Origin of the sequence: Streptomyces sp. NPDC002580 (assembly GCF_042889485.1) — a bacterium.
In the GTDB taxonomy this organism is placed as follows: Bacteria; Actinomycetota; Actinomycetes; order Streptomycetales; family Streptomycetaceae; genus Streptomyces.
Map to the genome: position 1 here is coordinate 188,121 of NZ_JBIAQZ010000002.1, position 17,004 is coordinate 205,124.

Consider the following 17,004-nt stretch of genomic DNA (forward strand, 5'->3'; position numbering starts at 1 on the left):
GGAGCAGGAGCACCCGCCATGCACATCCGACGCCGCGGCACACCACGGACGTCCCACGCCACGGTGGCCCACGTGCTGCTCGCGCTGTTCCTGGCCCTCGTCGTGCTTCCGGTGCCGGCCGCCGCGGCCGCGAGCGGTCCGAGCGCCTGGTCCGTACGTCCCGCGGGCGCGGCCGCCGACGGCGTGCGGCGCCCCGCCTACGCGCTGGACGCCGCGCCGGGCACGAGGATCAAGGACGCGGTGCTCATCAGCAACCTGTCGAAGCTCCCGCTCTCCTTCCAGGTGTACGGGACGGACGCCTACAACACGCCCCGCGACGGAGCGCTCGCCTACCGGGAGGCGGGGCAGGTCCAGCGGGGCGTCGGACGCTGGGTGAAACTGCGGACCAACGCCCTGATCGTCCCCGCCGGGCACAGCGCCGAGATCCCCTTCACCCTCACGGTGCCCTCGGACGCGACACCCGGCGCGCACGTCGGCGGCATCGTCGCCCTCAACAACGCCGTGGAGCAGGCCGGACGGGACGCGGGCGTCGACCTGGGCATCCAGCGGGCCATCGCGGTACGCGTGCAGCTGACGGTGGCCGGTCCGCTCACTCCCGGCGTGACGGTGCGCGACGTACGCCTGGCCCACCGGCCCTCCGGCGTACCGTTCCGCTCCGGCCGTGCCACCCTGCGCTACACCGTCGTCAACACCGGCAACACCGTCGTCCGGCCGACCGCCCGGCCCCGGGTCACGGGCCTGTTCGGCCGCACGCTCAAGACGTTCCGCGCCGCCCGGCTGCCGGTCCTGCTGCCCGGCCAGAGCACGGTCATGACCGTCGCGTGGAGCGACCCGCCCCCGCTGGACTTCGCCGACACGTCCGTACGAGTGAACGCGAAGGGTGTGCCCGGCGCGTCCGCGGAATCCGGCTCGGTCCTGCTGGCGTGGGCCACGCTGGCCGCGCTGCTGGCGGCTCTCGCGCTGCTCGCCCTGGCACTCTCGCGGGTGCGCAGGCGGCGGCGCGTCCTGCGGGCGGACATCCCGTGAGCGGCCGTCCGGCCGCGGCCGCGACCGCGCTCACGGCCGCGTTCCTGAGCATTCTGGTGCTGGCCGCCCCGCCCACCGAGGCCGACGCCTCACGATCCGGCGCCCGGCATTCCGCCGCCCGGCGCTCCGACGCGCCGCGGCCCACCGTCAGCGCCGGCACCACACGACTGGTACCGGGCCGTCCGGTGACGGTGACCGGCACCGGTTGGCCCTCCGGGGCGACCGCGCAGGCGGAGGTGTGCGGCGCGCACGCGCTGCGCGGCAGCGCCGACTGCGACACACTGCGCGCGGCGGTGGCCCTCGTGGCCGCCGACGGCACCTTCCGGGTGACGCTCGTCGCGGGCACCCCGCCCTCGGACTGCCCGTGCGTGATCCGGGTGACGAGCCGGCCCCGTCCGGGCAGCGCGACCCTCGACGTCGACCTGACCGGACACCGCGAGGCCGAGCTGCCCTCGCTCGCACCCGCCCCGCGCGTCGACGTGCTCCGCGCCGAGCTCTCCGGCTCCCCCGGTCTCGCCGAGCTCTTCGGAGCCTCCCCCCACCGCACCCTCGTCGTCACGGTCCGCAACCCCGGAACGACCGCCCTGGGCCGGGCCCCGCTCATCGTCGCCTGGGGCACCGGCGGCACGGCGGACATCCCGGTCGCGGCCCCGCTGACCACCGCCCTGCCCGCCGGCGCCACCCGCACCTACCGCGTCCGGGTCACCCTGCCGGCCGCCGCCTTCGGCAGGTACTCGGTGGGTGGCCGATACGGTCCCGCCAGGTTCTCCTCGGCGACCGACGTCTACCCCTGGGGACTCGTCGCGATCACCGGCCTGTCGGCCCTGCTGCTGGTCTTCGCACTCGGCGTCGCGGTCCGCCGCGGGCGCCCGGCCCGTCCGGCCCCCGACCCCCTCGTGCCGCCGCGCGCGGAGGAGCCCGCCCTGTCACTCGCCGGACTCCGTACGTTCCTGGCGCGGGCGGAGAACGACGACGGCACCCGCGCGGTCTCCCTGCACACCCTCCTGCGGCAGGCGGCGGGCCGACCGGAGCTGATCGACCGTCAAGGCCTGGACGAGCTCGTACGACTGCTTGCTCCCCCCTTGCCCACGCGCCCCCGGGACGACACCGGGGCGAGCACCGCCTCGCCCCGACCCACCCGTTCGCAAGAGGTGAGGTGAGGACATGCCGTCGATCCGTGCGCCATGGGCGCACGACGTGTTCCAAGGGGCCGCGACCGGCGTGCTCCCCGGTGGTCTGGTGCTCGGCGCCCCGCTGCTGGGCGCCGTCGTGGGAATGCCGGGCGCGGCGGTGCGCTACGTGCTGCTCACCGCCGCGCTGTCGTGCGTCCTCGGGACGGTGGTCACCCGCGCGCTGTTCAGGCGGCGTCCCGTCACCCCGCGCACCGCCGCGCGATGCGCGCTGACCGCCTGTCTGCTCGGCGCGGGCGCGGGGCTGTGGCCTTCGGTCCCGGTGTTCTGCGGGGCCGTGCTCGGGGGCGCGCTGCTCGGTTCGCCGGGACTGCGCCTGTTCCGCGCCACGCCCGCCTGGTGTGCGGGCGCGCTCACGGGACTCGCCGCGGCCGGTGCCCTCAGCGGCGCGCTGGCCGAACGCCCCGGTACGGCGCTGGCCCTCTGCGGAATCGCGGGAGCGGCCCTGCTGACGCCGTCGGCGACATTCCACCGGGCCGACGCGTTCGGCCGAACCGACCCGTTCCGCCGGTCCGACGCGAACCGCCGGGACATGAGCGGCTCTTGGAGCGACACGTCCCCCGAGCCGGACACCGGCCCCGTGTCCGGCTCAGACTCCAACCCGGGCACGGCCCCCCGAACCGGTACGGACCCCGAGCCGGACACGGGCCCCGGGACCGGCACTGTCCCGAGGCCGCACGCGGACGAAGGCGGGCGTGGGCGTCGGCCGGGGGCGGGAACCTCGCGGAGCGCCCGCGTGGACGCGGCCGTTCTCGGAGCGGGTGCCGCCGCCGCGTTCTTCGCCGCGCAGGACCTGCTGGTCTTCCGGCGGCTCCTGCTCGGCGGCGACCCCGCCGCCCTCACCGCCGTCGCGGCGGCCGCGGCGGTCGTACCGGTGCTGGCCGTCGCGCCGCTCCTCCGCGCCGGGCGGCCAGGGCCCCCGGGGTGCTCTGGGCACACCGGCCGCTCGGATCCCGGAGCTCGACAGGCCCGCCGCCCGCTGCCGTTGCTGCTGCTCGCGGTCGCCGCGGCAACCACGGCACTGGCGGCCTCGGCCGACACCCCGCAGCTCGTGATCTCCCTGGCACTGGCCCTGGGCTGCTCGGCCGTGGGCCTGACGGCCCTGGGCTTCGCCGGGCTCCGTGTCAGCGCCCTGCCCGCGCTGCTCGGAGGTCTCGCGGGGATCGGGGCGCTCGCGCTGGCCGGGCGTCTGCTGAGCGCCGGGGACGCGCTCGTCCTGGCGTCGGTGGTCCCGTTGTCCCGTGCGGCACTGCTCCTGCGTGCGGCGCGACCGGGGAGCGGCACCCGGACCGTTCCCGGGGCCGGGGACGAGAACGAGGCCGGGAACGAAGTCCTCGCCGCCCTGGATGTAACGGGCCTGACTGTCCGTCACCGGAACCGGCCACGGGTGACCCGGCTGCGGCTGACCGTGGCTCCCGGTGAACTCGTCGTCCTGCACGACCAGTTGCCCGGCCGTCGCGCGGGCGCAGCCCTGCGCGCACTGGGCGGAGTGCGGGGCCCCTCCCACGGCCGCTACCGGATCCTCGGTCACGATCTGACGCGTGCCGACGCCCCGACGCGCTGGCGGCTCGGGGTGTGCGCGCTGCTCGACCCGCAGGACGGTACGAGTCGCCATCTGCTGCCCCAACTCGCCTCCGCCATCAGTGTGTCCGCCGCTCTGCGGACCGCTGTCGCCGCCCTGGACCCGGCTCGGGCGGACGAGGTGTGCCGTGCCGTCCGTACGGCGTTCCCCGTCCTGGACGCTCGGGGCGAGGACCCGCCGGCCGCGCTCGAACCCGCCGAACGCTGCGTGCTCGGTCTGGCCCTGGCCCTCGTCGCCCGCCCGCGACTGCTGCTGCTCGACCTCACGGGTTCCGGGGTGCCGCACCTCGTGTCCGACCCCGACATCGCCGACCTGCTGCGTCGCGTCACTTCCCAGGGCACCGCCGTACTGGTCGCCGCGGCCCGGCCGGAACCCGCCCTCGGAGGCCGGGCGGTCGGTCTGCCCACCGGCCGCCGCGCACCGCGCACCCGACCCCTGCCGCGCGTGAGAAAGGCGTCGACATGAGGTGGCCCTCCAGTCCGGCCCGGCTCCACAGGACCGCGGCGACGGTGGCGGCGACGACCGTGGCCTGTGTGCTGGCCCTGGCCTCGACCGGCGTGGCCTCGGCGGCCGACTCGCCCGGTGCGACGGCCAGGCTGTCGGCCGCCACCGATCTCGCCGAGGGACAGCGGATCACCGTGACCGGGGCGGGATTCCGCGGCGGACTCACCTCGGTGGCGGTCGGGTTGTGCAAGAAGGGATACACCGGCAACACCGACTGCGACCTGGCGGGCGGCGCGAAGCTGGTGAACATCGGCGGCTCGGGCCGGCTGCCCACGATCACGCTCACCGTGCACGCCCGGTTCGCGGGCATCGACTGCCACACCGCGCAGTGCGTGGTGGGCATCTCCCCGCTGCCGACCGGCACACCGGCGGCCCTGCGGCCGGCCAACACCGTCGACATCCCGGTCGGCTTCCGCGGCGGCACCACCCGGGGCGAGCCCTCGGGCGCCGGGCGGGCCGGCGTCCCGGTCACGGCCGTCGGCACCGCCGCGTCGCCGGACTCCCGCTGGAGCGGGCCCTCGACCGTCCTGTGGACCGCGTCGACCGCGCTCACCGCGCTGTGTGCGGGTGCGGCCGCGTACAGCGCCCGTCGCCGACGCCCCGAAAGCCCAACTCCCCTACCCGACACCGGAGGTACCTCGTGAACCGCGCCCGACTACGCCCCTCCACCGCGGCGGCGGTGCTCGCGACCGCCGTGCTGGCGGCCGCCTCCGCGGCCTCGCCCGCGGCGGCCGCGGCGACCCTCACCGTGAGCAGGACCACCGGACTCTCCGTCGGCGACACCGTCACCGTCTCGGCCAAGGGACTGAGCCCGAGTCAGGCGTTCGTTCCCCTCGGCCTGTGCAAACCGGACCCGGCCGGCCCCACCGACTGCGACACGGCGACCGCTCTCGTGGGCAAGACCGACAGCGCCGGCGTCTGGCACGTGTCGGCCGGCAACGCCACCTCCGGCACGCTGAAGATCCTCGCCGAGGCGGGCGGGGCGGACTGCACCGCCAAGGCGGGTGCCTGCGTGGTCGCCGTCTTCATCTCCGCCAGCAAGGAACTCGTCCAGGCCCCGCTGACGGTGAGCGCCGCGGGTTCGGCCTCGCCCAGCGCGTCCACCGGTCCCTCGGCGTCGGCTTCGGCCGGTTCGCCGGGCGGAACGTCCTCCGGTTCCTCGTCGGGCGGTTCCGGTTCGGAGCCGGGGAGCCTTCCGCAGACCGGTTCCGTGGACGGCGTAGCCGTGGGGCTGCTGGTCGGCGGCACACTCCTGATGGGCGGCGCCTCGTCCCTGCTTCTCGTACGACGTCGGCGGGGCGGTCGGGCCTGAGCCGGCCCCGCACGCCGGTCCGGAGACGGCAGGAGAAGGCGGGGGTGGGGTGGGGGTGGGGGGGCGCCGCCGGGCCGGGCGGAGCCAACCGGCCTGGTACGCGGGCGGGTCCGACTCACGGGCCCGGGCCCGGTGTCCGGCCCGGTACGCGGCCGGTACCGTCACCCTGCCGCGTACCCGGCGAGGAGCAGGCAGGCGTCGTCGAGCGTGACCACGTCCGCGTACTTGGAGTCCAGGTCGAAGAGGTTCGCCTGGTGCGGTCCGGGATCCCGGTCCGCCACCGCCTCCCGCACCACCAACGGCCGGAATCCGTACTGCAGGGCGTCCAGCGCGCTCGCGCGCACACAGCCGCTGGTCGAGAAGCCGCCGAGCACGACGGTGTCCACGCCCGCGGAGCGCAGCAGAAGGTGCAGGCCGGTGCCGAAGAACGCGCTCGGGTAGTGCTTGAACACGACGTCGTCACCGTCGCCCGGCGGGCACACCGAGGTGAAGCCGGCGTGCGGGCCGCCTGCCCGGAAGGCGTCGAGGCCGGGCACCTTGCGGAAGAAGTGCGGTGCGTCGTGGGCGGGTTCGCCCGCGTAGCGCACGGCCGTGAAGACGACGGGCAGCCGGGCGTCGCGGGCCGTCACCGCGAGGCGTCGCATCGCGGCGAGGGCTTCGGCCGCCGTGTCCAGGAAGAGGTCCGCCGCGGGATCCGCGTAGGCCCGTACGGGGTCCACCAGGAGGAGCGCCGGCCGCTCGCCCCAGCCGACGCGGCGCCCGAACCCGGCCGCGAGGTAGTCGTCGGTGAGGCGGTCGTCCGTGCGGGGATCGGAGGTCATGTCGGATCACGCCTTCCGTCGTGAGCCGGCCGATCGGTCCGTCGTCCGGCACCCGGATGCCGGACGGAGGTCCAGTCATGACCACAGTCTAAATTCGGGAAACACTGTTTCGCCAGAGGAATCATCGCGACAGAATGCCCGCACGGGGATCTCCCGGGGCGAGAGGGAGGGCGGACGCCATGGGCGCTCATCCGCACGGCTGGTGGATCCTGCTCCATCTGGTGCTGTTCGTCTTCTGGCTGGGCGGGGACCTGGGGGTGTACGTCTCCAGCCGGTACGTCCTCGCGGCGGACCTGCCGTTCGCGGCCCGGCGGACCGCGCTGCGGATCATGGGGGTACTGGATCTCGGCCCCAAGATCTGCCTGGTGCTGTTCCTGCCGAGCGGCATCACCCTGATGGCACTGGACCCGCACGGGGCCCCGGACCTGCTCAACGGCTGGACGGCGGGGGCCGCTTGGGCGGGAGCCGGCTGCTGGCTCTGGCTCACGGTGACGGATCACCACCGGCCCGGCCACCGGACCTGGGTCCGGCGGGCGGACTGGACCGTGCGGATCGCGCTCACGGCCGCGCTGCTGGCCACGGCCGCCTACACCCTCGTGGCGGCGCAGCCGTTCGGTGTGGACACCCGTCCGCGCTGGCTGGGGGCCAAGGTGGCGCTGTACGCGCTGGCCATCGCGTGCGGCCTCGGCATCCGGGTCAGGCTGCGGCCGTTCGGTCCCGCGTTCGCCGCGCTGGCCGCGGACGGCTCGACGCCCGCGACGGAACGCGCCCTGCGCTCCGCAGTGAACGGCTGCGTGCCGTACGTGGTGGGCATCTGGTCCTGCGTGCTCGCGGCCGCGGCGCTGGGCGTGCTCAAGCCGGGGGCCCACCTGTGACCGGACGGGCGGCGAGCGGCACCCGGCGGCCCCGTCCGGGGCTTCGGCGGCCCGTACCTCGGACGACCCCGGCGGCGCGGCCTCCGTCACCGAAGGGAGGCCGCCGGGGACGACCGCGAGGGCGGCGTCCGCTCCTCAGTTCACGCCGGGACGGTGGCCGAACTCCGCCGAGAGCCGCTCCACGGCCGCCAGCAGCAGCGGCGCGCACTCGGCCATGCGCGGCTTGAACCGTGTCTGGGGCCCGGCGACGCTCACCACGGCGATCACATGGCCGTCGTGTCCGAGGACCGGCGCCGCCACCGACGCGGAGCCCGCCTCGCGCTCGCCGACCGAGGTGGCGTAGCCACGGCGCCGGACCGCGGCCAGTTCCTTGAGCAGCTTGTCGGGGTCGGTGATGGTGCGCTCGGTGAGCCGGTCCAGGGCGTGCCGCTCCAGGTAGCCCTCGGCCTCCCCGTCGGGCAGGAAGGCGAGCATGGCCTTGGAGGAACTGCCCGCGTGCAACGGCAGCGGGATGCCGAGCGCGACCTCCATCCGCAGCTCCCGGTCGGGGACGACCTGGTCGACGTAGAGGCGGGTGTCGCCCCGGCGGATCGACAGGGTGGCGGTCTCCCCGCACTCGCCCGCCAGGCGGCGCAGTTCGGGTGCGGCGAGTATGCGCAGGTCCGTGCGGGCCAGATAGGCGCGGCCCAGCGAGATGGCCGCGGGGCCGAGCGCGTACCGCCGGGTGACGGGGTCGGCGATGATCAGGTCGCGGTTGCGCAGGGCGGTCAGGATGCGGTGCACGGCGGCCTTGGTGATGCCCAGTTGCTGAGCGATCTCGGTGATGCCCAGGTCGGGCCTGCCGCTGCGGCCGAAGAGCAGGAGCACGTCCATGGCGCGCTCGACTGCGGCGATCGACCTGCTGGTGTTCTCCTCGGTCACAGCGTCCTCGGTGCGTTTCGGGTGCGTCGAACAGCCCCTCGGCGGCTCCTGGGGCCACCGCCCAGCATAGGCGGCGATTTCCCTCTGGGAAACACCGTTCGATCCGGGCAGGCGCGGGATTGACACCCGCTCAGCAGCGTCGTTACGCTCATCGTTACAGCGTTCCACTGTGCGAAACATCTGGATCACCGACCGACGACGAGAACGGGGGTGGCGATGACAACCGCCGTGGACGGAAGCGCCTTTCGCCAGGTGCTGGCCCGCTGGCCGAGCGGAGTCGGGATCGTCACCACGGCCGGCGAGAGCGGCCGCCACGGTATGACGGCGAGTTCCTTCAGCAGTGTCAGCCTCGATCCACCGCTGGTCCTGGTCTGTGTCGAGCGGCGACTGCGGTCCCATGAACTCCTGGCCCGGAACGGCGTGTTCGCCGTCAACGTGCTGGGCCGTGACCACATCGGCCTCGGCCGCCGGTTCGCCGGGATGGAGCCCGGTGTCGACGACCGTTTCGCCGAGGGGGACTGGCTCGCGGGCGTCACCGGGAGTCCGGTCCTCGCCGACGCGGCGGCCTGGGTCGACTGCCGGGTACGCAACGGCTACCCGGGCGGCGACCACACCATCTTCGTCGGCGAGGTGGTGGACGCGGACGTTCCCCGCATCACCTCGCCCCTGCTGTTCCACTCCCGCGCCTGGGGCCAGCTGGCCGACCCGCTGCCCCTGAGCGTCGGGATCACGGACAGCGGCCTGGCCCGCACCCTGCACGAGCGGGGCACGACCCCCCGGCGCGGCGCCCGGCTGGTGGCGGCGGTCCGCGCGGCGGGTATCCGCGTCGTCGTCCCGCACGGGACGCTGCCCGCCTCGTGCCGTGCGCCCGGCCCCGGCGCACTCGGCGCCGGCGCGCTCTCCGGGGCACTCGCCCCTCCCCCGTCACCGTCCCCCGGCTCCGCCCACGGCACGACCGGGCGGCCCGCCGTGCACGTCCGCACCGCCGCGGAGGCCGCCGACGCGGCGCGGGCGGGCTACCCGTGCGTGGAGGTGACGGTGACCGCGGACGGCACGGACCGGACGGCCGACGCCGTCGTCCGCGCGGTCGCGGGATCGGCGACCACCGTCGTCGCACGCCTGCGCGACGCCCTCGCCCCCGGCCGCGCGCGGGCCGTCCTGCGCGCGGTCGGCGCGTTGAAGGCGGCCGGCTGCGCGGAGGTCGCGCTCGTCGAGGCCCGCCCCGCTCCCGGCACCACGGACCCGCCGGACCCGTCGGACGGGTCACCGTTGCACCTGCGCGCCCTGCTCCAGGACGTGGTGCCCCAGGCCGACGGCATGCCGGTCCGGCTCGCCCTGCGCGATCATCACGGGCTGGGTCTGGTGAACGCGCTGACCGCGATGAAGAGCGGTGTCCGTCACTTCGACACGGGCCTCGGCGGCTGCGCGGACCTGCTGCCCACCGAGCGCCTCGTCCTGCTGTGTTCCCGCATGGGCGTGAGAACCCCGGTCGGCCCCGAGGTGCCGCGCTCCTGGGTGACCGAGCTGGAACGGATGCGTCACGGCCGCCCGCTGCCCGCGCGACCCGTTCCCCATCAGTGAATCCCCCGCCGCACCGGCCACATCCGAGGAGCCGCCGCCGATGACCGCGCCCCGCCTGACCGGAGAACTTCTCGTCGACGCCATGACCCCGGCCGAACGCGCCCGCGCGGAGCGGGTCGAGGCGGTCCTGCCGACACTGCGCGCCCATGCCGCCGAGGCCGACGCGAAGGCCGAGTTCCCGGCCGGTCACGTCGGCCTCCTGAGGGACGCCGGACTGCTGGGACTCGTCGTCCCACCGGAGTACGGCGGTCTCGGCGGCACGCTGCGCGACCTGGCCGCGGCCACCTTCGCCCTGGGCACCGCGTGCCCGTCCACAGCGCTGGCCTACTTCTTCCACAACACCAGTGCTTCCCGGGGGCTGCTGCCGCTGGAGGCCGTCCGCGCCGGGCTGTTCCGCGACGACGAGGAGGCCGAGGTCACCGCGTTCGCCGAGCGGGTGCTGACCACCATGGCCGACGGGGCGTGGCTCGGGAACTTCGCGAGCGAGTCGGTCAAGAGCAGCTCCGCGAACATCGCGATCTCCACGACGGCCGAGAAGGCCCCGGGCGGCTGGCTGCTGACCGGTGAGAAGTCGTTCGGCTGCGCCACCGGTGTCGCGGACACCTATCTCGTCACCGCTCGCCTGGAGGGCACCGAGGGAGCGGACGGTCTGGCCCTCTTCCTGGTGCCGCGCACCGCCGCCGGGGTCACCTCCCGCGAGCGATGGAACGGCCTCGGCATGCGGGGAAGCGCGAACCACGGAATCCACCTGGACGGCACGTTCGTCCCGAGCGAGCTGGCCCTGACCGTCCCGGGCGCCTTCACACGGATGCTGCGGATGAGCCGGGGCAGCTTCGTCGGCAATCAACTGGCCATCGCCGCCGTCTACACGGGCGCCGCGCAAGCGGTGTACGACCACACCCTGGAACGGCTCACCCGCAAGACCTTCGCCGACTCGGGCCGGCCCATCGCCTCCAGCCCCATGCACCAGGTCCTGATCGGCGACATGACCCAGCGCCTCGAGACCGCGTACCTGTGGCTCCGGCGCCAACTGGAACTGGAGACGTCCGAGCCGCCGCTGCGCGACAAGCCGGCGGTCTTCGCGCAGTGGCGGCTGGGCAAGGGCTCGGTGACCGAGGCCTGCTTCGACGTCGCCGTCGGAGCCCTCAAGGCCTGCGGCACGTCCGGGGCCACCATGGACGGGACGATCGGCCGCACGGTCCGCGACCTGGCGATGGGCCTCGTGATGACGTTCCCGGCGGAGCGGGGGCGCCTGGAGGTGGCGCGGATGGCCACCGACTCGGTGGAGAGCGCCCTCTTCGCCAATGTGCGGGCCGAGCAGTGAACTCAGCCTGGTCAGCAAGGGAGTTGGCGGAGACCGCGGACCTGGTGGACGGCCGCTGGGCAGCCTGCCGCGACGTCCTCGGCCCGGTCCTGGAGAACCCCGTCACCGGAGCGGCGGTGCGCCCGGCCCTCGGCAGCTCGGCCGAGCGCGTCGAGCACGCGCTGGCGGCGGCCGACGCGCTGCACTCCTGCGGCGCGTGGGCCGGACTCGGCGCCAAGGACCGGGCCGACGCCCTCGACGCGGCCGCCGCCGCCGTCGAGGAACGGGCCGCCTCCGTCGTCCGGGCGGAGTCGTTCGCCACGGGCGTTCCACTGGCCCAGACGACCGGCCTGGGCGTCATCCTCGGCGGCGCGTTCCGGCTCGCCGCCGCCCGGCTGCGCGCGGGGGTGCTCGACTCCGGTGCCCTGCGGCCGGACGGACGGCTCGTCGAGGTGCGGCGGGGGCCGCTCGGGCCCGCGCTGTGCGTGGTGCCCTACAACGCGCCCGCGCCGATGGCCGCGCACAAGGCGGCGAGCGCTCTGGCGGCGGGCTGCCCGGTCCTGGTGAAGGCGCCCGAGGCCGCTCCGTACGGGACACAGCTGCTCGTCCGTGCCGCCGCCGAGGGGCTGGCCTCGGCAGGGGCTCCCCCGGCCGTGCTCCAGCTCCTGCACGGCGACGGGCGGACCGGGGCCCGGCTGGTGGCCGACGAACGCGTCCGCGCGGTGTCGTTCACCGGGGGAACGGCCACCGGCCGAGCGGTGGCCGCCGTCTGCGGCCGGGGCCTGAAACCCGTACAGCTCGAACTCGGCGGGAACAACCCGCTGGTCGTGATGGACGACGCGGACCCCGCGACGGCCGCCCGGATCGCGGCCGAGCTGCTGACGACCCTCAACGGCCAGTGGTGCCGTGCGCTGGGCCGGCTGATCGTTCCGTCCCGGATGCTGCCGAAGCTGCTCGCGGACACGGGCGCCCTGCTGGCGGCCTTGGAGGCGGGCGATCCGCTGGAGGCCGCCACGGGGTTCGGTCCGCTGGCCCACTCGGCTCACCGCCGACGCGTCACGGCGGCCGTCGGCGGGCTCGTCGCGGCGGGCGGAACCGCCCACTCGTTCACCGGAGTCCCGGACGCGGGCGGCTTCTTCGCGCCCGTCCTGTTGACCGGAGTCCCGGCGGAGGCGGCGCGCGAGGAGATCTTCGGTCCGGTGGCCACCGTCCACCCCTACGACGGCGAGGACGAGGCGGTGGCGCTGGCCAACGGTACCGGGTACGGGCTGGAGGGCTATGTGGTCGGCACCGACGAGGAAGCCGCCCTCGCGGTGGCCCGCCGCGTCAGGGCGGGCGAGGTGAAGGTCAACGGCTCCTCCTTGATGAGCCTGCACATGGATACGCCGAGGCCCGCCTGGGGACTGTCCGGCCTGGTCGACGAGGGCACGGACGAGACGCTGCTGCATTTCACCGGCAGCCGGGTCACCGGGGTGGAGAACGGCTTCGCGCCGCACACCGGCGGCAGCGCGGCCGGACCTCGGCCGGGGACCGCCCCGGGCGATGCCCGGTGAAGGACACCCCGAAAGGCTCCTCCCGGGTCCTGGTGGCCGGAGCGGGTCCGGTGGGGCTGACCGCCGCGCTCGTCCTGGCCCGGCGCGGCGTTCCCGTCACGGTGCTGGAGGCCGGTCCGGGCCTCTCCACCGAGTCGAGGGCGTCGACGTTCCATCCGCCGACCCTGGAGATGCTCGAGGACCTGGCGGTGCTCGACCCGGTGCGCGAACGCGGCCTGACGGTACGGACCTTCCAGTACCGGGACCGGCGCACGGGTCCCGTCGCGGAACTCGACCTGGGCGTGCTGCGCGAGGACACCAGACACCCGTACCGGATCCAGCTGGAACAGGGGAAGCTGACCCCCCTGCTCGCGGACGCGCTGGCCCGACTGCCCGGGAGCGAACTGCGCTTCGGCTGCCGGGTGAGCGCGGTGCGCCAGGACGAGCGGACGGTGACCGCCGTCCTGGACGACGGACGGACGGCCGGCGGCTCCCACCTGATCGCCGCCGACGGCGCGCACTCCGCGGTGCGCGGCTCGCTGGGCATCGGATTCACGGGCATGACCTATCCGGAGCGCTTCCTCGTCGCCTCGGTGGAGGAGGACCTGGCCGCCGAGTTCCCCGGGCTGGCACCCGTCGCGTACGTCATGGACCCCGACGAGTGGCTGGTGCTGCTGCGCACGCCCGACCACTGGCGGGTGCTGCTGCCGACCCCCGGCGACACCACCGACGCGGCCGAACTGGCCCGGCTGCCGGAGCGGTTGCGCGCCCTGCGCGAGACAGCGGGCGATCCGGACGGCCCGCCGTGGCGGATCACACAGGCCGCCGTCTACCGGGTGCACCAGCGCGTGGCCGACACGTTCGGGCACGGCCGGGTACTGCTCTGCGGTGACGCCGCCCATGTGAACAACCCGCTCGGGGGCATGGGCATGAACAGCGGCATCCACGACGCGGTGCTGATGGGCGGCGCCCTCCGCTCCGTCGTCGACGGGCGCCCCGGCGCGAGGGCGGACCTCGCCCGGGTCACGGCGGCCCGACGGGACTGCGCGCTCACCTACGTCGGGGCGCAGACGCACCGGAACTGGGAGCGGCTGAGGGTCCGCGATCCGGCCCTGCGCGCCGCCCTGGCCGAGGAACTGCGGGCCACGGCGGCCGATCCGGAGCGCGCGCGGCAGGCGCTGCTGCGCAGTTCGATGATCGCCTCCCTGCGGGCGCCCGCGTGAGGCGGGCCGCGCGCGGGCGACACCGTCGGCCACCACCGCTACCGCACCACCACCGACGACCGCGCGGTCGCGTGGCGCGCACCGGGCGAGGAGGGCCATGCCCGTCGACGACGTGATCGGCGTCCACAACCCCGCGCGGTCGGCCGAGGTCGTCGGCCGCACGGCGACCGCGACGCCGTACGAGGTGGACCGGTCCGTGGCCGCCGCCGGGCGGGCCGCCGCCGAGTGGGCGCGGCAGCCGGTGTCCGGCCGCGCGGCCGTCCTGCGGGAGGCGGCGGCCACCGTCGAGGCCGCCTCGGCGGAGCAAGCACCCTTGCTGGCAAGGGAGTCGGGCAAGCCGCTCGCCGACTGCCGCGGCGAGATCTCCTTCTCGGCGGCGGTGCTCCGCTGGTACGCGGACGCGGCCCCCGGTCTGCTCGCGGACCGTTTGATCGACGACGCCCAGGGCAGGTTGACGATCCGTCAGCGGCCGTACGGTACGGTCGCGGCGCTCACTCCCTGGAACGCGCCGGTGGTGCTGACCGTGCTGAAACTCGCCCCCGCGCTCGTCGCGGGGAACGCGCTGCTGGTGAAGCCCTCCCCGCTCGCGCCGCTGGCGATCGGCGCGCTGCTCGGCCGGCTGGCGGCGCACTTCCCGGCCGGGCTGCTGCACGCCCTGAACGGGCACGCCCCGACCGCCACGCGGCTCGTCGGGCACCCGGGCGTCTACAAGGTGGCCTTCACCGGCGGTGCGGCGGCCGCCCGCGCGGTCGGGGCCGCCGCCGCGGCCGCGCTCACGCCGACGGTGATGGAGCTCGGCGGGAACGACGCGGCCGTCGTCCTGGACGACGCCGCGCTGGACGACGCGGCGATGGATCGGCTGGTGCTGGCGGCGATGGCCACGGCCGGGCAGGTGTGCATGGCCGTCAAGCGGATCTACGTGCCGCGCGCACGGCACGACCGGTTCGTGGCCGACTTCACCGCGGCGGCCGCGCGGGTGGTGCGGCTCGGCGATCCGCTGCACCCGGGGGTGAGCGTGGGACCGGTGATCTCGGCGGAGTCCGCCGGCCGGCTGCGCGCCCTGACCGACGACGCCCTCCGGCGCGGCGGCCGGGCGGTCCCGCTCGGCCTGATGTGTCCCGAGACGGATCCGTCGGCCGGCCACTTCGTCCGGCCGACGGCACTGCTGGGCCTGGACGACGGGGCGCCGCTCGTGCGCGAGGAGCAGTTCGGACCGCTGGTCCCGGTCCTCGCCTACGACGAGGTCGACGAGGTGGTCGCGCGGGCGAACGCCGGGGACCTCGGGCTCGCCGCCTCGGTGTGGAGCGCGGACGAGGAGCGGGCCTTCGCCGTGGCGCGCCGTCTCGACGCGGGCTTCTGCTTCGTCAACACCCACAACCGCACGGGGATGTCCCTGCGCGCCCCGTTCGGCGGGGTCAAGCGCAGCGGGCACGGACGGGAGTACGGCGCGGAGGGCCTGTTCGCCTACGTACAGCCCTGTGTGACCCACGCGCCGGCCGCGTTCCGGGAGGGAGGCGAGGGCATGGCGCCCGGGGCCTACCCGGGGACCGCCCCGCCGTTCTCGCCGCCGGGGCCGTGACCCCGGCGGCGGAGCCCTCCGGGCGGTCGCCCCGTCATGCCTGTCGGCGAGCGCACGGACGCTCGCCGACAGGGTCGTTCACGAGTCGGTGGCCCGACCGGAACGGTCAGTGGCGCCCGGCCCCCCTGCCGAGGCGGGCCAGCACCGCTTTCGCCATGGCCTCCTGGCCCTTGGCGTTGGGGTGGGCCGGAGCGGCGGGCGCGGCCGGACGCAGGGGCTCGATCCAGCGGTCGGCGGGGGCCTTGCACATGTCGTGGCCCACGGTCGGCTTGTAGGTGTCCACGTACTCCGCGCGGTTCAGCAGCGCCACCGTGCGGAGCATCAGGTTGAGCTTCTTGCCGGTGTCCCGCAGATAGGGGAAGTCCTTCGCGGCGAACGGAACGGTCGGGTAGCAGCCGCTCCCGTCGTCGGGCAGGAGATCGGGGTAGCCGACGACGACCACGCGCGCGTGGGGCGCCCTGCTGTGCACCGCGCGCAGCACCCGGGCGACCTTGGGAGCCGTTTCGATGATGTTCAGGGTGAGCTGGTCGAAGCCGGAGGCTCCGTAGTACTGCTGACAGGGGTTGCCGGTGAGGTCCTTCGAACTGAGCCCCGCGCAGGTGGCGATGATGGGGCCGAACCCCATGTCGTTGCCGCCGATCTGCACGGTCACCAGGTCGGTGTCGCGCTTCACCGCGTCCAGTTGGGGTCCGTTGGTCCCCTGCGCCTTCCACATCTCGTCGGTCTTCGCGGCGCTGCAGCTGACGTCCGTGAACGAGGCGACCTCCCGTGCGGCCGCGACGAGGGAGGGGTAATTGTGGTCGGACCGGGCGCAGTTCGCGTCGATCTGCTGAGGGATCAGCGGCCCGGAGGTGTACGAGTCGCCGAGCGCGACGTAGTCGACACCGGCCGGTGTGTGCCCTTGCCCCGCCGCGGCGGGTGTCGCCGCGGCGACACCGGCGACGAGCGCGCAACTGCTCAGCGCGGCCCCCAGCGCCGTGGCGCCGCGCCTTCTCGGGACGGCGTCGTCCGGACGCGTGTGACGGTTCATCGTGCCCCTCCCCTGAAGCCATGACGGCCTGCGGGGCGGGCACCGGTTCGCCACGACGGCAGCGAGGATCGCACGGCCGCGGCAGACCGGGCGGCTCCTGCCCGGCAGACCCAACATCGCTTGTATACCGGCCGGTAGGCCGCTGGACCAGACTCTGATCGCCCTCGACTTGGACAACCTTTGACGACTACCGCCCCGACGCGTCCGTGACGCTGTCGACGACGGCGCGGTCCGCGAGCCGTGGGCGCAGCCAGCGGGCGAGCTCCAGATGCTCCGGATGTCTTTGGTAGGCGGCCAGTTCGTCGGGTCCTTCGTGGCTGGTGATCATGCTGAGGTGGTAGGAGACAGGCGTGCCGAGGACGTCGAGCCCCACGGCCATGGAACGGATCTCGCCCACCAGCGGGGCGAGTTGTTCGAGTCTGCGCCGGGCCTCGGGCGCGTCGGCCGGATCGGTGAACCTCATCAGCACGACATGGGTCAGCACGGTGGTCCCCTCGCTCGCGGATCGCTCGACTCCCCTCTGTC

At 75.0% G+C, this 17,004-nt stretch carries 15 protein-coding genes; 11 read left to right on the forward strand and 4 right to left on the reverse strand.

What is annotated here, in order from left to right; translation table 11 throughout:
* Positions 1-18 precede the first annotated feature (18 nt).
* The 5 genes from ACFYW7_RS07300 to ACFYW7_RS07320 are packed head-to-tail and all read left to right on the forward strand — an operon-like array spanning position 19 to position 5,614.
* A complete protein-coding gene (locus ACFYW7_RS07300; protein WP_389498959.1) occupies positions 19-1,026 on the forward strand; it encodes a WxL protein peptidoglycan domain-containing protein in 1,008 nt (335 codons plus the stop codon).
* Positions 1,023-2,186: a hypothetical protein gene (locus ACFYW7_RS07305; RefSeq protein WP_389498961.1), complete on the forward strand. Its 1,164-nt coding sequence runs from the start codon at positions 1,023-1,025 to the stop codon at positions 2,184-2,186. The genes ACFYW7_RS07300 and ACFYW7_RS07305 overlap by 4 nt, the downstream gene beginning before the upstream one ends.
* 4 nt (positions 2,187-2,190) lie before the next feature.
* The gene (locus tag ACFYW7_RS07310) at positions 2,191-4,263 is read left to right on the forward strand and encodes a hypothetical protein (protein ID WP_389498963.1); all 2,073 of its coding nucleotides are present in this window, start codon (positions 2,191-2,193) and stop codon (positions 4,261-4,263) included.
* Positions 4,260-4,946: a neocarzinostatin apoprotein domain-containing protein gene (locus ACFYW7_RS07315; RefSeq protein WP_389498965.1), complete on the forward strand. Its 687-nt coding sequence runs from the start codon at positions 4,260-4,262 to the stop codon at positions 4,944-4,946. Before ACFYW7_RS07310 ends, ACFYW7_RS07315 begins: the two co-directional genes overlap by 4 nt.
* Entirely contained in the window at positions 4,943-5,614 is a 672-nt protein-coding gene (locus ACFYW7_RS07320; RefSeq protein ID WP_389498967.1) for a neocarzinostatin apoprotein domain-containing protein, read from the forward strand. The genes ACFYW7_RS07315 and ACFYW7_RS07320 overlap by 4 nt, the downstream gene beginning before the upstream one ends.
* A 161-nt stretch (positions 5,615-5,775) precedes the next feature.
* Here ACFYW7_RS07320 and ACFYW7_RS07325 read toward each other — a convergent pair whose 3' ends face one another.
* Positions 5,776-6,435, reverse strand: coding sequence for an isochorismatase family protein (locus ACFYW7_RS07325; protein WP_389498969.1), 660 nt, complete (start codon positions 6,433-6,435; stop codon positions 5,776-5,778).
* Positions 6,436-6,614: 179 nt separating this feature from the next.
* Between ACFYW7_RS07325 and ACFYW7_RS07330 the strand changes: the two genes are divergently transcribed.
* Positions 6,615-7,310, forward strand: a complete 696-nt coding sequence (locus tag ACFYW7_RS07330) for a hypothetical protein (protein WP_389498971.1) — start codon at positions 6,615-6,617, stop codon at positions 7,308-7,310.
* 135 nt (positions 7,311-7,445) lie between these two features.
* On the opposite strand, the gene ACFYW7_RS07335 is transcribed toward ACFYW7_RS07330, so the two are convergent.
* Entirely contained in the window at positions 7,446-8,231 is a 786-nt protein-coding gene (locus ACFYW7_RS07335) for an IclR family transcriptional regulator (RefSeq protein ID WP_389498973.1), read from the reverse strand.
* A gap of 216 nt (positions 8,232-8,447) precedes the next feature.
* Here ACFYW7_RS07335 and ACFYW7_RS07340 point away from each other — a divergent pair, with 216 nt between their 5' ends.
* The 5 genes from ACFYW7_RS07340 to ACFYW7_RS07360 all read left to right on the forward strand — a co-directional run bounded on the left by ACFYW7_RS07340 (position 8,448) and on the right by ACFYW7_RS07360 (position 15,449).
* Positions 8,448-9,812 (forward strand): flavin reductase, encoded by a 1,365-nt coding sequence (locus ACFYW7_RS07340; protein WP_389498975.1) that lies wholly within the window; start codon positions 8,448-8,450, stop codon positions 9,810-9,812.
* A gap of 40 nt (positions 9,813-9,852) precedes the next feature.
* Positions 9,853-11,136 carry an acyl-CoA dehydrogenase family protein gene (locus ACFYW7_RS07345; protein WP_389498978.1) on the forward strand — a complete coding sequence of 428 codons (1,284 nt, stop codon included), beginning with the start codon at positions 9,853-9,855 and terminating at the stop codon, positions 11,134-11,136.
* Positions 11,133-12,668: an aldehyde dehydrogenase family protein gene (locus tag ACFYW7_RS07350; RefSeq protein WP_389498980.1), complete on the forward strand. Its 1,536-nt coding sequence runs from the start codon at positions 11,133-11,135 to the stop codon at positions 12,666-12,668. The genes ACFYW7_RS07345 and ACFYW7_RS07350 overlap by 4 nt, the downstream gene beginning before the upstream one ends.
* Positions 12,665-13,870 (forward strand): FAD-dependent oxidoreductase, encoded by a 1,206-nt coding sequence (locus ACFYW7_RS07355; RefSeq protein WP_389498982.1) that lies wholly within the window; start codon positions 12,665-12,667, stop codon positions 13,868-13,870. The genes ACFYW7_RS07350 and ACFYW7_RS07355 overlap by 4 nt, the downstream gene beginning before the upstream one ends.
* Positions 13,871-13,967: 97 nt before the next feature.
* Positions 13,968-15,449, forward strand: a complete 1,482-nt coding sequence (locus ACFYW7_RS07360; protein ID WP_389498984.1) for an aldehyde dehydrogenase family protein — start codon at positions 13,968-13,970, stop codon at positions 15,447-15,449.
* Between the two features lie 106 nt (positions 15,450-15,555).
* On the opposite strand, the gene ACFYW7_RS07365 is transcribed toward ACFYW7_RS07360, so the two are convergent.
* Both ACFYW7_RS07365 and ACFYW7_RS07370 read right to left on the reverse strand, forming a co-directional pair.
* Positions 15,556-16,479, reverse strand: a complete 924-nt coding sequence (locus tag ACFYW7_RS07365) for an SGNH/GDSL hydrolase family protein (protein WP_389498986.1) — start codon at positions 16,477-16,479, stop codon at positions 15,556-15,558.
* 187 nt (positions 16,480-16,666) lie between these two features.
* Entirely contained in the window at positions 16,667-16,963 is a 297-nt protein-coding gene (locus ACFYW7_RS07370; RefSeq protein WP_389498988.1) for a Dabb family protein, read from the reverse strand.
* Between the last annotated feature and the right edge of the window lie 41 nt (positions 16,964-17,004).

Excerpts from the sequence above, each read along its gene's own strand:
- ACFYW7_RS07300 (WP_389498959.1), top strand. The coding sequence starts at position 19 with ATGCACATCCGACGCCGCGGCACACCACGGACGTCCCACGCCACGGTG.
- ACFYW7_RS07310 (WP_389498963.1), top strand. The coding sequence starts at position 2,191 with ATGCCGTCGATCCGTGCGCCATGGGCGCACGACGTGTTCCAAGGGGCC.
- ACFYW7_RS07315 (WP_389498965.1), top strand. The coding sequence starts at position 4,260 with ATGAGGTGGCCCTCCAGTCCGGCCCGGCTCCACAGGACCGCGGCGACG.
- ACFYW7_RS07325 (WP_389498969.1), bottom strand. The coding sequence starts at position 6,435 with ATGACCTCCGATCCCCGCACGGACGACCGCCTCACCGACGACTACCTC.
- ACFYW7_RS07330 (WP_389498971.1), top strand. The coding sequence starts at position 6,615 with ATGGGCGCTCATCCGCACGGCTGGTGGATCCTGCTCCATCTGGTGCTG.
- ACFYW7_RS07340 (WP_389498975.1), top strand. The coding sequence starts at position 8,448 with ATGACAACCGCCGTGGACGGAAGCGCCTTTCGCCAGGTGCTGGCCCGC.
- ACFYW7_RS07345 (WP_389498978.1), top strand. The coding sequence starts at position 9,853 with ATGACCGCGCCCCGCCTGACCGGAGAACTTCTCGTCGACGCCATGACC.
- ACFYW7_RS07360 (WP_389498984.1), top strand. The coding sequence starts at position 13,968 with ATGCCCGTCGACGACGTGATCGGCGTCCACAACCCCGCGCGGTCGGCC.
- ACFYW7_RS07365 (WP_389498986.1), bottom strand. The coding sequence starts at position 16,479 with ATGAACCGTCACACGCGTCCGGACGACGCCGTCCCGAGAAGGCGCGGC.